13 protein-coding genes are annotated in these 14,880 nt (G+C 50.9%); 6 read left to right on the top strand and 7 right to left on the bottom strand.

The features are described from left to right. Positions 1–56 precede the first annotated feature (56 nt). On the bottom strand, positions 57–1,580 hold the full coding sequence (gene atpD / locus BN8_RS28835; protein WP_009285485.1) for a F0F1 ATP synthase subunit beta: 1,524 nt from the start codon (positions 1,578–1,580) through the stop codon (positions 57–59). A gap of 330 nt (positions 1,581–1,910) precedes the next feature. Here atpD and BN8_RS28830 point away from each other — a divergent pair, with 330 nt between their 5' ends. The 4 genes from BN8_RS28830 to BN8_RS28815 all read left to right on the top strand — a co-directional run bounded on the left by BN8_RS28830 (position 1,911) and on the right by BN8_RS28815 (position 6,755). Beyond that, positions 1,911–4,928 carry a tetratricopeptide repeat protein gene (locus BN8_RS28830; RefSeq protein ID WP_009285484.1) on the top strand — a complete coding sequence of 1,006 codons (3,018 nt, stop codon included), beginning with the start codon at positions 1,911–1,913 and terminating at the stop codon, positions 4,926–4,928. Between the two features lie 35 nt (positions 4,929–4,963). Then, positions 4,964–5,494: a DinB family protein gene (locus BN8_RS28825; protein ID WP_040007010.1), complete on the top strand. Its 531-nt coding sequence runs from the start codon at positions 4,964–4,966 to the stop codon at positions 5,492–5,494. Positions 5,495–5,509: 15 nt separating this feature from the next. Next, positions 5,510–6,238 (top strand): ABC transporter ATP-binding protein, encoded by a 729-nt coding sequence (locus tag BN8_RS28820; RefSeq protein WP_009285482.1) that lies wholly within the window; start codon positions 5,510–5,512, stop codon positions 6,236–6,238. Between the two features lie 70 nt (positions 6,239–6,308). Then, a complete protein-coding gene (locus BN8_RS28815; protein WP_009285481.1) occupies positions 6,309–6,755 on the top strand; it encodes a heme-binding domain-containing protein in 447 nt (148 codons plus the stop codon). 91 nt (positions 6,756–6,846) lie between these two features. Here BN8_RS28815 and BN8_RS28810 read toward each other — a convergent pair whose 3' ends face one another. Both BN8_RS28810 and BN8_RS28805 read right to left on the bottom strand, forming a co-directional pair. Then, entirely contained in the window at positions 6,847–8,022 is a 1,176-nt protein-coding gene (locus BN8_RS28810; RefSeq protein ID WP_009285480.1) for a Gfo/Idh/MocA family protein, read from the bottom strand. Between the two features lie 192 nt (positions 8,023–8,214). Then, positions 8,215–8,700 carry a GyrI-like domain-containing protein gene (locus BN8_RS28805; protein WP_040007110.1) on the bottom strand — a complete coding sequence of 162 codons (486 nt, stop codon included), beginning with the start codon at positions 8,698–8,700 and terminating at the stop codon, positions 8,215–8,217. A 119-nt stretch (positions 8,701–8,819) separates the two neighbouring features. Between BN8_RS28805 and BN8_RS28800 the strand changes: the two genes are divergently transcribed. Then, positions 8,820–9,902, top strand: a complete 1,083-nt coding sequence (locus BN8_RS28800) for an acyl-CoA dehydrogenase family protein (protein WP_040007109.1) — start codon at positions 8,820–8,822, stop codon at positions 9,900–9,902. 28 nt (positions 9,903–9,930) lie between these two features. Beyond that, positions 9,931–10,230 carry an acylphosphatase gene (locus tag BN8_RS28795; protein WP_009285477.1) on the top strand — a complete coding sequence of 100 codons (300 nt, stop codon included), beginning with the start codon at positions 9,931–9,933 and terminating at the stop codon, positions 10,228–10,230. A gap of 54 nt (positions 10,231–10,284) precedes the next feature. Here the strand turns inward: BN8_RS28795 and BN8_RS28790 are convergent, their stop codons facing one another. The 4 genes from BN8_RS28790 to BN8_RS28775 all read right to left on the bottom strand — a co-directional run bounded on the left by BN8_RS28790 (position 10,285) and on the right by BN8_RS28775 (position 14,846). Continuing rightward, a complete protein-coding gene (locus BN8_RS28790) occupies positions 10,285–12,099 on the bottom strand; it encodes an acyl-CoA dehydrogenase FadE (RefSeq protein WP_009285476.1) in 1,815 nt (604 codons plus the stop codon). A 197-nt stretch (positions 12,100–12,296) separates the two neighbouring features. Then, complete coding sequence (locus tag BN8_RS28785; RefSeq protein ID WP_009285475.1) at positions 12,297–13,475, bottom strand: acetyl-CoA C-acyltransferase; 1,179 nt, start codon at positions 13,473–13,475, stop codon at positions 12,297–12,299. Positions 13,476–13,665: 190 nt separating this feature from the next. After that, the gene (locus tag BN8_RS28780; protein WP_009285474.1) at positions 13,666–14,220 is read right to left on the bottom strand and encodes an NADH-quinone oxidoreductase subunit J family protein; all 555 of its coding nucleotides are present in this window, start codon (positions 14,218–14,220) and stop codon (positions 13,666–13,668) included. A gap of 62 nt (positions 14,221–14,282) precedes the next feature. Then, on the bottom strand, positions 14,283–14,846 hold the full coding sequence (locus tag BN8_RS28775; protein WP_009285473.1) for a NuoI/complex I 23 kDa subunit family protein: 564 nt from the start codon (positions 14,844–14,846) through the stop codon (positions 14,283–14,285). Between the last annotated feature and the right edge of the window lie 34 nt (positions 14,847–14,880).

Below are 14,880 nucleotides of genomic sequence, written 5' to 3'. Positions count from 1 at the left end.
TGGTTTGTAGTTTATGGTAATTGTCTCGTGACCATACCCACAAACTACAAACTCGTTTATCGGCCGGCTTCTTTTAACAGACGCTCACCTTTTGCAACGGCGTCGTCGATCGTACCTACCAGGTTGAAGGCAGATTCCGGCAGGTGGTCGTGCTTACCATCGATGATTTCGTTGAAGCCACGGATGGTTTCTTCGATGGGCACCAGTACACCTTTCAGACCGGTAAACTGCTCAGCCACGAAGAACGGCTGCGACAGGAAGCGCTGTACCCGGCGAGCACGGGCAACGACCAGTTTATCATCTTCTGATAATTCTTCCAGACCGAGGATGGCGATAATGTCCTGCAATTCTTTGTAGCGTTGCAGAATTTCTTTTACGCGCTGAGCCGTGTTGTAGTGCTCATCGCCCAGAATCTCAGCCGTCAGAATCCGCGATGTGGAGTCGAGCGGGTCCACGGCCGGATAAATACCCAGCTCGGAGATTTTCCGGCTCAATACCGTAGTAGCATCCAGGTGGGCAAACGTCGTTGCCGGAGCTGGGTCAGTCAAGTCATCGGCCGGTACGTATACGGCCTGTACGGATGTGATAGACCCCCGCTTCGTTGAGGTAATCCGCTCCTGCATGGCACCCATCTCGGTAGCCAGCGTCGGCTGATACCCTACGGCCGACGGCATCCGGCCCAACAGAGCGGATACTTCCGAACCAGCCTGGGTAAAGCGGAAGATGTTATCAATGAAGAACAGAATGTCGCGTCCCTGGCCGGTACCGTCGCCATCGCGGAAGTGCTCAGCAATCGTCAGACCCGACAGTGCCACCCGAGCGCGGGCTCCGGGGGGTTCGTTCATCTGACCGAAGATAAAGGTAGCCTGGCTTTCTTTCAGTTGCTCAGGGTCAACTTTTGACAGGTCCCAGCCGCCTTCTTCCATGGAGTGCTTGAAGCCCTCACCATATTTGATGATACCGGCTTCGATCATTTCGCGGAGCAGGTCATTCCCTTCACGGGTCCGCTCGCCCACGCCCGCAAACACCGACAGACCCGAGTATGCTTTGGCAATGTTGTTAATCAGTTCCTGGATCAATACCGTCTTACCCACACCGGCACCACCAAAGAGACCAATTTTACCGCCTTTTGCATACGGCTCAAGCAGGTCAATTACCTTGATACCTGTGAATAAAACTTCGGTTGAGGTAGCCAGATCCTCGAAGCGAGGAGCTGCCCGGTGAATCGGCAGACCACCAGAGCTTTTAGGCTGAGGAATACCGTCGATGGCGTCACCAACGACATTGAACAGACGGCCACGGATTCCTTCGCCAGTCGGCATGGTAATCTGCGTACCGAGGTCAACGACGTCCATTCCGCGCTGCAGACCTTCCGTCGAATCCATGGCGATGGTCCGCACACGGTCTTCGCCAAGGTGCTGCTGGCATTCCAGAATTACCTTCTGGCCGTTGGCTTTAGTTACTTCAAGGGCGTCCAGGATGGCCGGGAGCCGCGAGCCTTCGCTCTCAAAACTCACGTCCACAACCGGACCGATTACCTGCGTAATCTTACCCGTATTGACTGCCGTTTCAGTAATCATTTGTGTATGATATAGCTTAAAAAGAAGTTACCCACTATTTGGGACTGCAAAATTAGGAGAAAAACCGCGCAACTTCAAGCCACGATTCTATCATTTTGTGTAATGCTTGGGGCGAAATGGTTTGTAAATAAGGTTTTTTTAGTAAGATGCGTCCAGACGCCTATTTTTTACGATTTGTACAAAATATAGATACTGGTCTTGCCAGCAACTTCCCTTTGACCCATCAGTCATAACCAGCTTTTTGCATGAATTCTCTCAATTGTGATAAAAAGACACTATTGCCCCCTCGGTTTGCGTTGCTAACAGAAGCAGTCTGCGGTTGAAAACCATATGTTATCACTGAATTTCTGGAAAGACTGGAGCCGGCCATATCGGGTCCTGTACATAGTGAGTCTTAGTCTATTACTGGCCAGCTTACTGGCTTTCCTGTTTACCTGGTGGCAGGGCTTAGGCAATGTAATTCGCTGGGACGTCCTGAGCGAATTAAATGAGGTGCCAATTACGTTGCATACGTTTACCGACGGCCTCCTCGACTACGCTGTGAGCGGTAAAGCGTATGCCGTTTCTGAACAATTCGTTGCGTCGGCCATGCAGGTTCGCCCCCTTATTGCAACCATTTTCTTCATTGGTATCTGCTCGGCATTTGCGCTCATTCTGGGTGCGCTGACTCGCCTGGACCGTATCCGGTATCTAATTGGCATGGGACTCGTAATTGCAGGGCTGGCCTTCTTCCGATGGGAGATGCTTGAAGTACCAGGTCTTGGCGGGCAGTATTTGTTTATGCTGCTTACCTTCCTCTTCGGATCTGTGAGTTACTATTTCCACGCGTTTCGGCCGGATCTGCGTTTCCCCATACGAGTCGGCGTATTTGCGGGCCTTATGGCTGGTGTTACGTTAGTTATTGGCACGTTATCTCCCGTATCGCTGCCGGCCATGACGCTGGTTAACTACGGACTACCCGTACTATTGGTCGGCAGTGCTGGTTTTATTTTTTTCATCGCGTTCGAGATCGTTGCCGCCCTGGTTTGGCTAACATCCACCGGACGGCAGGAAACCAACACTCCTCAAGTAACCAGTCGCCGACCACTGGGGCTCAACAACTTCTTGTTTATCAGCTTTCTGTATCTCATTAATCTGGTATTGATCTGGCTTCGCAATACCAAATCGATTGATCTCGACATTCTGTCTGTCAGTCCGTTTCTGCTCTATCTGCTGTCGGTCGTGCTGGGTATCTGGGGCATACGGCGGCTGGTGCAGCAACAGGAGGTTGTATCGTTCCAGGATTCGGGCGGCTTTCTGTACGTCGGCCTGGCTCTGCTCACTACGCTCACGATCGGCTACGTATTTGCTACGGCCAACGACCCGTTGATCGAACTTTTTGAAGATGCCATTGTATACACCCATCTGGCTATGGGGCTGGCGTTTGTCATTTACATCTGGATCAATTTTCGGGAGATGTACCGACAACACTTGCCCGTTTATCGCGTCATGTTCAAGCCGCCCAAGCTCGAACTGAGCTTGTTCCGTATTCTGGGTGTTTTTGGTACCATCGTGCTGCTGGCTTCGGGCGGGCTGATCACCATTCGGCAGGGGATTGCGGGTTATTACAATGCTTTGGGTGACCTGTATGTCGCTACCAATGAATTTAATTCAGCCGAAGCCTTCTATCAACTGGCCCGTGAACAGGAGTTTCAGAACCATAAGACTAATTACTCGCTGGCTTCGCTGGCTCTGACCCAGGGGGATCAGACGGCGGCTGCTTTTTTCTTCCAGCAGGCGTTGCTTAAACGGCCGAGTCCGCAGGCGTATGCCGGACTTAGCCATACGTACCTACAGACCAATCTATTTTTCGAGTCGGTTAAAGCGCTCCAGCGGGGTCTCAAAACCTTTCCGGCCAGTGGTGAATTGCAGAATAATCTGGGGTATCTGTACGGCCGGACCAGCGTAGCCGACTCAGCGTACTACTATTTGGAAGCTGCCACGAAAAACGCCGACCGGGACGAAGTTCCACAGTCAAATCTGCTGGCTCTTTATGCCCGCAATCCCAAGGTTTTATTGGCTAATCCGGAGTTGGCAAAACCAGCGGTTAATTCATCGTATGAGTCTTTTCAGGCCAATGCACTGGCTGCCCGACTGGTTGTTGAAACTGATACTACACAGCCCGAGCAGCCTCATTGGCTGGCCAATCAACCGTCGGAGGGATTAAGCGTGGGCCGGTTTGCAAGCCTGTATAATTACGCTCTGGCGAACCCACGACCCGATACAACCCTAACCGCTACGTTGCAGCGCCGGTCGCTAGACCCGGTAAACCAGGATTTTGCGGATGATCTGCTGCTGGCCCGCGCCGTGGCAGAATACAACCGCCATAACCACCCCGACGCGTTCAGCCTGATGAGCCAGTTGGCCGAAGGCAACGTCCGTAGTGGTCCAGCCTACCGCTCCATTACGGGTCTATGGCTGCTCGAACAGGGCTTGTATCGCAAAGCGGCCGAAACGTTTGAATTGAATAGCGATACGGTCTCGATTTACTACCGCGCCGTTGCCCTGACCAAAGCCGGTAAATTGGCGGATGCCCAACCGGCCTGGGAAGCGGCTTCCGTTAACGACAACGACGTGGCCGGTATCAAGCAGGCTTTGTATGACATCAAACGACCAGAATCCGATCTCGAAAAAGCGATATACGTTAGCTACCGACCCGACGATGCTAATCGGGGTGCCATTTGGGAGACAATCAAAGACCCGAATCTGCGCACGGTAGCTGGCGTAAGCCTTTTAGATCAGTACCTGGCAACGCGGCAGCCGTTCTACGCCCAGATGATACTGAGTCAGATGGCCAAGCCCAACCAGTTGAAAGCGTATCCGCTCTCGGTTGAAAATCTGTCGGCGTTGCGCATCGCCGTGTTCCGAAACAAGCTAAAAGCTGCGCAGGAGATGGCCGGTAAATTCTTTCTGCCTCAGCATGAGGCTGAGCGGCAGATGTTACTCGGGCAAGTGTATGCTCGGAACGGGCAGAGTGAACAGGCAAAACAGGCATTCGACGAGGCCCTGCGGCTGGCTCCTCTCAACGCCCGGGTTGTTACGGCCGTCGCACAGTTCCGACAGCAGCGCAAACAAATCGTGCCTGCGTATCAGGCCATTCTGGCCGCGCTGCCATACAACGAAGACAATCCGGCGTTGCTCAAAACGTACATCCTGCTTTGCCTGGCCCAGAACCTGGTCGATTACGCCGACGATGGCCTGTTACAGCTTGAATTGGCGACATCTCCGGCCGATTATCAGGCTTTTCTGGCGACATATCAGGAAAAACTCGCGTTGTTACAAAATGATCGTAATAAGTTCCTGCAATGATGTAGCTTTGGTAATCCGTGATGCTACTACGCTCTATGAAGATTAGATTATGGGTAACGCTCATTCTGTTTGTGTGGGTTTTGCCGCTGCAAGCTCAGCCAGCGTCTTATAAGAGCGAAATGATCGAGAAGTGGAAAAACGCCGGTACGTATACGCTTGATGTAGCCAAGCTCATGCCTGATTCCAGTTATTCCTTTAAGCCGGTCGCCGAGGAAATGAGTTTTACGGAACAACTACTCCATTCCGCGTCTAATATGCTCTGGTTGAGTTCAACATACTTGACCAAGCAAACGTCACCATTCGATTATAAATCCTTACCGCAACGAACCAGTCAGCCGAAAGCTGCTATTATACCCGTACTGGAGCAATCGCTTCACTACGCCCAGACAGCGATTGAACAGCTTCCTGACGCCGAACTTGATCAAAAGGTAACCTTTTTTGCAGGGCCCAAAACCAAGCGGCAGATCATAAACCTGATGCAGGACCATCTGACTCATCATCGCGCACAACTCATTGTTTATCTACGACTAAAGGGCATTACTCCGCCTAAATACATTGGTTGGTAACTTCATTGGCAGACCATGAACATCATTGAAACACAAGACATTGCCAAACGATACGTAATGGGCAGCGAAGTGATTGAAGCGCTCAAGTCAATTACGATTGCGGTCAAAAAAGGGGAGTATGTCGCCTTCATGGGGCCGTCGGGATCGGGCAAATCAACGCTGATGAACATTGTGGGCTGTCTGGATACGCCTACATCGGGTCGGTACGTCTTAAACGGTCAGGACGTCAGTAACATGAGCGAGAACGAACTGGCCGAAGTACGCAACAAGGAAATTGGCTTTGTTTTCCAGACGTTCAATCTGCTGCCGCGCCAGACATCGCTCGAGAACGTAGCGCTGCCGTTGATATATGCAGGTTTCAACAAAGCCGACCGTACCGAAAAAGCCATGCTGGCGCTGAAAAATGTCGGACTCGATAATCGGGCCGGCCACCGCCCCAACGAATTATCGGGTGGTCAGCGACAGCGCGTGGCCGTGGCACGGGCCTTGGTCAACGACCCCAGTATTCTGCTGGCCGACGAACCGACAGGTAACCTTGATACGAAAACGTCGTACGAAATTATGGACTTGTTCGACCAGATTCATAGCAAGGGGAACACAGTGATTATGGTGACGCACGAAGAAGACATTGCCGAGTATGCGCACCGCATTATTCGGCTACGGGATGGATTGATTGAGACAGATCGCGCCAACGAGAATATCCGCAAAGCCAGGTCGCTGATGCAGGGCGTTGGCGAACAATAAACCATGAACCTGAGTATTAGTTGGTCGCTATAAGTAGTACATTAGCTATAAACGACTACTCGTACGCCCAATGCTTCGGAACATACTAATCGGTCTCGTCGTCATTCTGGTTGCGATTCAGTTTATTCGCTCGGAACGAAATCAGTCGGCCGCGCCATCGCCCAACGACATTACGACCAACTATGCAGTGCCAGCTAATGTCCAGACGGTCCTGAAACGGTCCTGTTATGACTGCCATTCAAACAATACGACCTACCCCTGGTATGATAACATTCAGCCCGTTTCGTGGTGGCTCAATCATCATATTAAAGAAGGAAAAGAGGAATTGAACTTCTCTGAGTTTGCGTCGTATCCTTCCAAAAAAGCGAAGCACAAACTTGAAGAGGTAAGCGAAGCCGTTACGGATGGGTGGATGCCCCTCAATTCTTACCTCTGGATTCACCACGATGCCGTTCTTAAACCGGAAGAAGCTGCCTTACTTGCCGACTGGGCTAAGGGACTCCAACGTCAAATGTAGGACGAGAAAATTGAAGGCAACAAGGTCTGACGGTACGTCTGACCGGTTAGAACATGACGCACCCCGTCAGACCTTGTTGCCTTCACTGCGTTTATGACTTCAATTCAATCTTCCGGCCGGTCTCAGCAGCCCGGTAGATAGCCTGCAATAGCCGAACGTCGCGGAGGCCTTCTTCGCCGGTGATGTGATTAGGAAGCTGCTTACCGTCAATTAAATCTTTACAGACGCCATCCATGTGCACAGCCTGATGGTTAACTACGGGTTGGTCGATAGGACCTTTACTGGTACGTCCTTTTAAAGGGCCATAGCCAAAAGCCGGCGACAATTCAAACCAGCCATTCTGGCAGGACGCATACAGGCGCTCTACCCCGGCGGTGTAGCTGGTCGTTGAGTTACAAACCGCTCCGCTCGGAAACTGGAACTGCCAGAACAGTGTCTCTTCTACTTCCTTGAATTTTTCCGGCTCGGTCTTCGGCGAAAACTGCGCCGTTACGGAGATTGGTTCTTCACCCGTCACGTAGCGAGCCCCCTGCACGGCATAAATTCCTACGTCCATAAGCGGTCCACCGCCGGCCATAGCCTTTTTCATGCGCCACTGAGTTGGATCACCAATCCGGAAGGCATCACTACTCTCCATGAACTTAACCGGGCCAAACACTTTCTCCTGGCCCAGGCGCATCACCTCTTTAGTGAATGGCTCATAGTGCAGCCGGTAGCCAACAGCCAGTTGCCGGTTTGCCTTTTTGCAGGCATCAATCATATCCTGACATTCCTTTGGCATAATAGCCATCGGTTTTTCGCAGATCACGTGCTTACCTGCCTTTGCAGCCCGAATGACGTACTCAGCGTGCATGGAATTAGGTAGTACAACATAAACGACATCAATATCCTTGTTGTCGGCGATCCGGTCGAAGGTTTTGTAATCGTAAACGTTTTCCTTCGGAATGTTGTATTTCTGCATCCACTCGGTTGCCTTGGAAGGGGTACCCGTTACGACACCGGCCAGTCGGCAATACTGCGTCTGCTGGAGGGCGGGTGCCAGTCGGTGTGTGCTGTAACTGCCCAAACCAACCAGTGCAATCCCGAGTTTACGACCCGGCTGACCCAGGCCGGTCGAATTGTTGACCAGCGACTGTATACGACCGTATTCCCCCTGGTACAATTCCGTTCCGGCATAACCAGCCAGTGGTAATGACGATACCCCAGCGCTGAGCGCCGACAAGCGCTGCAGGAAGTCTCGGCGCGAAAAGCCTGTGTTGTTTTTCATAATTGGGTTTACAAACGTGTAGAAGACGTGTAAAACTACAAAATCTGCTGAAGGCTATTTACATACAAAAAGTACAGGCGAATCGTTGGCCTGTACTTTCCCAAAGTCGTACTACGTTGTTGTCTACTGCCACGCAGCTTTTCGAAACGTTTCGTCGAACGTCAATCTATCTTCCTTTCGATGCGCTCTGCGTTAGACCAGGTGAATTTGGATCTCTGTTACGTTATTCGTCGGCTTTTCGAAATCAATAACAGCATATATCTCACGAACGCGGCCATCATTCTGATACCCCATCCCGTATAAAGCAGGAAAGAGCGCATCATAAATCCCCATAAGTTCGCTCCAGTCGCCTGTATGCGTATAAGACAAACAACGGAACGGCTCAAATGTACGATACGTAAACCCCCTTGGCTCAGCCCCAGACTGGCGGATAGGCAGGACAATCTCCAGTTGAAATTCATTGGTTGGGTCACCGTTGACATCGGTATAAATCCATTGAATTGGTCCGTTGATGTCGAGTGAAAGGCGAGCCGCTTCGGTGTACAAATCTTCAGCGACTGCCTTGTAATACCGGCTAAGCTGCGGTAACGTAGCCCGGGTGGTGAAACAAAGACCTGTAAACGAGTCAACCTCTTTGATGAACAGGGCATCATTAGCGATTTGTTGTTGGGTTGTCATGACTTGTTGGTGGCTTGGTGAATAATCACAGCAAAGGTCAGCAGCCATAGTGACAACCTTGTGTCAGCAGGGTTATGAAGGAATCACCTTATTTTTGGGCTTTCCAGCCTAATCATAGTATGCCCTTCTTCAATCCTGAACTAGTAACGCTTGTCCGCAACCAGTCCCTCAACGCTGAACGAACCGGTACGCCATCTGCCGAAGTGCAGCAGGCGATGACAAAACTTGGGCTGTTCAAACTCTTTGTTCCTGAGCAATTGGGAGGTTTACTGATGCCGCTTCCGGACGCAATACGTTTGTTCGAGGAAGCCGCGTACATTGACGGTAGCTTTGGTTGGCTGACCAGCATTGGAGCCGGTGGAGGTTACTTTTCAGCATTCTACGAGTCTGCGATTGCCAACCAGTTGTTCAGCCCTACCGAAGCCGTAGTAGCCGGTAGCGGTCATCCGACCGGCACAGCCCGCCGGGTAGAGAACGGATATCTGGTAACCGGCCGCTGGACGTATTGCAGTGGTTCAGTGTATGCTACTTTATTTACCGCTAGCTGCCGTATTGCGGATGAAACCGGACAACAGCCCAACTCCATTCGGGCGTTCACGTTCCGGCCGGAGCAGGTAACAATCCTCCCGGACTGGAATGCCTTCGGACTAAAAGCGACGAATAGTCATACGATAATCGTAGCGGATGCGTTCGTACCGGATAAATTAGTGTTTGACCTGTCTCGTCCACCGATCGCTGGGTTTGGGCCTATCTTTTCCTACCCCTTCTTACCATTTGCCGAAGCGTCTTTTGCAGCCGTTTGTATTGGCATCGGACGACACTTCCTCGATGAAGCATCTCAACTGGCGAAGCAGGCCAAAACATCCTGGGCCGCCACTAAACCGGAGCGATACCAGTACGTCCAGGCGCAAATTGATCAGCAGAAAAGCACGTTGGAAGCTTGTACCAGCGCATTCTATGAAGCCCTGGATGCGTCCTGGGCACTGACAGCAGCCGGCCAAACTGTGTCTGAAGACCTAAGCCAGAAAGTAGGTGCTTTATCCAGGGGAGTAACCATGGCCGCCGTGAGCGGTGCGCAGCAACTTTTTCCTCATCTTGGTATGGCAGTAGTCGACGAGTCTACGGCGATTAATCGCGCCTGGAGAGACTTACACACAGCCTCCCAACATACGCTCCTGAAAGCGTATCCAGCCATCCATTAAATGGAACTCTAAACCTCCCTCCTGTTTTATGGTTTACGCTTTCAAAAAGCAGACTATGAAAAAGAGCCTGATTATTCGAATATCCGGTCAGTTAGGAGGCACCCTGTTTCGGCAGGCCGCCCGTCAACGAGCCGAAAAACTGGGGCTGACCGGCACAGCCCGTAACCAATCAAACGGCGAACTGCGAATTGAAGTAGAGGGGGAAGAGGAAGCCCTTCAGACTTTTCAGGAATGGTGCAAAACTGGCCCTGAAGGTACCCAGGTTGACCACGTAGAAGTTATGGACGGTCCTTTGCAGGAGTTTGATCGTTTTATGGAAATGCGATAACAAATAAGCCGGTCCCGAAACGAGACCGGCTTTACCGTATTACGTTGTTGATTGTCAAAATATATACTTGTTCTCGGCCACCATTGCGTCTGCAATCTGACGGCGAGCATCTTTCAGGTTCATCGGTTCAATTTTGGTAAACCGCTTCAGACCCATTAGCATACCGCGCAGTTCATCACCTTCGGCAAACGACGTAATGGCTGCCCGGCCCGCATTGTTGACCTTTTCAACGGCTTCGTGCAGATACACCAGCGCCAGTTGTTTTTGCAACGTCAGAGCCTCTTCGCCTTTGATGCCGATTAGTTTCTCCACGCGCAGAAGCGCTGATTCAGCCGCGTAGATCTCAATGACCATATCGGCAATGTTCATCAGGATTTCCTGCTCGTCTGACAGGTTCATCATAAATTTCTGCACAGCCGCCCCCGCTACCATCAGGGCCGCCTTCTTAAGGTTACGGATAACTTTCTTTTCGGCGAAGAACAGCCCCTCTTCTTCCTCAACGCTGAAATCAGGGATCGACATAATCTCTTTCGCCACTGCCATGGCAGGGCCCATCAGATCAAGTTCGCCTTTCATAGCTCGCTTCAGCAGCATATCAACCACCAGCATTCGGTTGATCTCGTTCGTACCCTCAAAGATCCGGTTGATACGTGCATCGCGGTAGCTGCGGTCCATCGGCGCATCGGCTGAGTAACCCATACCGCCATACACCTGAACCCCTTCATCCACGACGTAGTCCAGCGCTTCGGAGCCGTGTACCTTCATAATAGCGCATTCGATGGCAAACTGCTCCAGCGCTTTCAGCTTCGCAGCGCCATCTTCCATGCCTTGTGCTTTCAGGTCTTCGATCAGGTCGTCAATGTTCTGACCAGCCCGGTACGAAGCCGATTCTGACGCATAGACCTTGACGGCCATTTCGGCCAGTTTGTGCTTGATTGCGCCAAACTGCGAAATAGGGGTTTTGAACTGCTTGCGCTCGTTGGCATACCGGATCGCGTTGTTAATCACTTCTTTGGAGCCACCAACGGCCGCTACACCCAGCTTAATCCGACCAATATTGAGAATATTCACGGCAATTTTGAAGCCGTTGCCGCGCTCGGACAGCAGGTTCTCAACCGGCACTTTCACGTCATTAAAGAAGATCTGACGCGTATCAGAGCCCTTGATACCCATCTTATGTTCAGGCTCGTTCATCGTGATACCTTCGTACGAACGCTCAACAATGAACGCTGACAGATTTTTGTCCGCTTGCCCGCTGCCATCATCAACTTTAGCAAAAACGATGTAGATGTCAGCAAAGCCACCGTTGGTAATCCACATTTTCTGGCCGTTCAGGACGTAAAACTTACCGTCTTCGCTCAGCGTAGCTTTAGTCTTGCCTGAGTTAGCATCCGAGCCAGAATCCGGCTCAGTCAGGCAATAGGCAGCCTTCCATTCGCCGGTGGCCAGCTTGGGTAAATACTTCGCTTTTTGTTCTTCGTTACCGTAGTAAACAATAGGCAGTGTACCAATACCAGTATGAGCCGACAGCGCCACCGAGAATGAGTGACCAGCACCCGTAACCTCAGCGACCAGCATCGACGTATTAAAATTCATGCCGAAGCCTTCGTATTCGGCTGGGACAGATGTACCCAGCAAACCGAGTTCACCGGCCTTGTCCATCAACGAAGAAATCAGCTCCGGCGACTTAGCGTTATCAATCTCGTCTAACCGCGGCCAGATTTCGCGCTCCAGAAACTCGCGGCAGGTGGCCGCAATCATCCGTTGTTCTTCCGTAAATTCTTCAGGAATAAATACCTGCTGGGCGCTCGTCTCTTTTATCAGAAATTCGCCCCCTTTAATTGAGGCTTTGGGTTGCGTCGCAATCATAGACTGTGGTTGTTTGTTATGCTTGCATACTATTTTTCTACAAATAAACTAATTCAACAAATAGTATGCAAGCATACTAATAACAAAAATTTTGTCAAAAAAGTCCAACTGTAAATGTAAATCGCTCCATTGGGTTAGAGACTGGTAGCAAAACAAAAAGCCGGGCAATTGCCCGGCTCCGGATCTAGTTTGTTGAATTAGTGAAGTCTTTCAAATACGCCGGCGACCCCTTGTCCACCGCCAACACAGGCGGACACCATACCGTATTTCTGATCGCGCCGACGCATTTCATTCAGCAGTTGAACCGACAAGCGGGCACCAGTTGAACCCAGTGCGTGACCAAGTGCAATGGCTCCACCGTTCGGGTTAATCTTACTCCGATCGAGACCGAGTTCCTGAATAACGGCCAGCGACTGAGCCGCAAACGCTTCGTTCAATTCGATCAGTTCAATATCATCCTGTTGCAAGCCAGCTTTTTTCAATGCGAGCGGAATTGCCGCTACCGGTCCGATACCCATGATTCGTGGTTCAACGCCAGCCGAAGCATAGGACACCATCCGGGCGATTGGCTGTAGGCCAAGTTCGTTAACCATACGCTCCGACATCACAATTACAAAAGCGGCTCCATCAGACGTTTGCGATGAGTTACCGGCCGTGACTGAGCCTCCCTGCGCAAACACGGGCTTCAGACGGGCAAGGGCTTCGGCATTCGTATCAGCCCGCGGTCCTTCATCTTTCGCTACGGTCCATTCGCGGGTTTTCTTTTTGCCGCTTTCGGCATCAAAATAAGTCTCGTTTACTTTGATAGGCACAATCTCATCATCGAATTTACCGGCAGCCTGAGCAGCCAGGGCCTTCTGATGAGACTCATAGGCGAATTCATCCTGAGCATCCCGGCTGATTTTAAACTGCTCAGCCACCTGCTCGGCCGTTAAGCCCATACCGATGTAGTAATCCGGATGCGTTTTGGCAATTTCATAGTTCAAGGCCGTTTTCCAACCCATCACCGGCACCAGCGACATAGACTCAGTACCGCCCGCAATAATACAGTCGGCCAGTCCAGCGTGAATTTTTGCCGATGCAATGGCGATTGCTTCCAACCCTGAGCCACAGTAGCGATTAATAGTCATACCCGGTACGCTATTCGGCAACGACAGCAGCGCAATGTAACGGGCAATCTGCATGCCTTGCTCAGCTTCCGGAACAGCGTTACCCACGATCAAGTCCTCAACCCGGGCAGGATCAAGGTTTGGAACCTGACCGACCAGGTGTTTAATTACCTCAGCCGCCATATCATCAGGGCGGGTAAAACGGAGACCACCCCGGGGCGCTTTACCTACAGCAGTACGATAGCCGGCTACAATGTATGCATCCATATGAATGTTGATTACTGGTTAAGTGGGATCTACTGTTATAACTACAAACGCAGTGGAATAATTACAAATATACCAATAATTATTATGCACGCATACTACCTCCTAACGGCAAATTTAATACAAACAAAAAGCCACTCTTTTAAAGAGCGGCTTTTCAATATAAAAACGATATAATTTGTAGAAGCAGCAATTAAAAATGGCGGTCTCCTGCTTCGCGTCGGCCTAACATTACGGCCCCTACCATCGCTACCAGAAACAGCACCGAAGCGAGTTCAAAAGGCAGGATATAGTCACTGTACAGAAGGTTGCCCAGATTTTCAACTAAACCCGTACGTGAGTCGAACGATACCGGATTGAATGTCGGCACCTGGGCGCTCTTGGCCCGGAAAATGGTAATCAGCATTACCATGAGCAAACCGCCCACCACAACGGCGGCCATCTTGGTCAGGTTTGTCTTCGACTCTTCGTCTTCTTTTCTGAGGTTCAGAAACATGATGGTGAAGAGAAAAAGTACCATGATCGCTCCAGCGTAAACGATAATATTGACAGCCGCCAGAAACTGAGCGTTCAACAAAATATAGTGCCCGGATAGGCAGAAGAATGTGGCAATCAATGCCAGCACGCTATGAATAGGATTCCGCGCCGTCACGACCCAGATGGCACTTAACAAGGCTAATATAGCCAGCACCCAGAAGAGGTAGCCTGTTGCTGTGAGTTGCTTAAATTGATTTAGAAATTCGCTCATGGTGGAAAAAACGATAGCCACCAAACGACGTATCCTGTCTGGTGGCTAATGGTTATGACTTACTAGGTAGCGGCTTTGGTTAGACTTGGCTCCGTTGGGGTGGCTTTTACTTCCGAGTTCATACGAACATACCGATCATCCATCCGCTCAACTAATTTGTCTTTGCCGTATACAATGCCGTCGCGCTCCTGAAAAACCGGAACCATCCGGTCGTGACGAAGGTAAATGGCCTGTTTTGGACAAGCCTCTTCGCACAGTCCACAGAAGATGCAGCGCAGCATATTGATTTCATAAACGGCTGCGTATTTTTCTTCCCGATACAAGTTCTCTTCGCCTTTCTTACGCTCAGCCGCTATCATCGAAATAGCTTCGGCTGGGCACGCAACGGCGCAAAGCCCGCAGGCCGTACAGCGTTCACGTCCCTGCTCGTCGCGTTTCAGTACGTGATGTCCACGAAAAACCGGCCCCAGATACCGTTTTACTTCGGGGTACTGGATGGTCGGCTTCTTCATGAAGAAGTGCTTTATCGTAATGGCCAGCCCCTGCGCAATTGACGGAAGATACATCTTCTCCGCCAATGTCATCTCCTTGTTGCTGACCTGTTTTGACCGATTTGTTAGTTGCATGTTCTATTGGTTTACGGTCTACGGTTTTTGGTAG

The sequence above is a fragment of the Fibrisoma limi BUZ 3 genome (assembly GCF_000296815.2).
Lineage (GTDB): Bacteria > Bacteroidota > Bacteroidia > Cytophagales > Spirosomataceae > Fibrisoma > Fibrisoma limi.
This window is presented reverse-complemented; position numbering and strand designations above follow the sequence as displayed.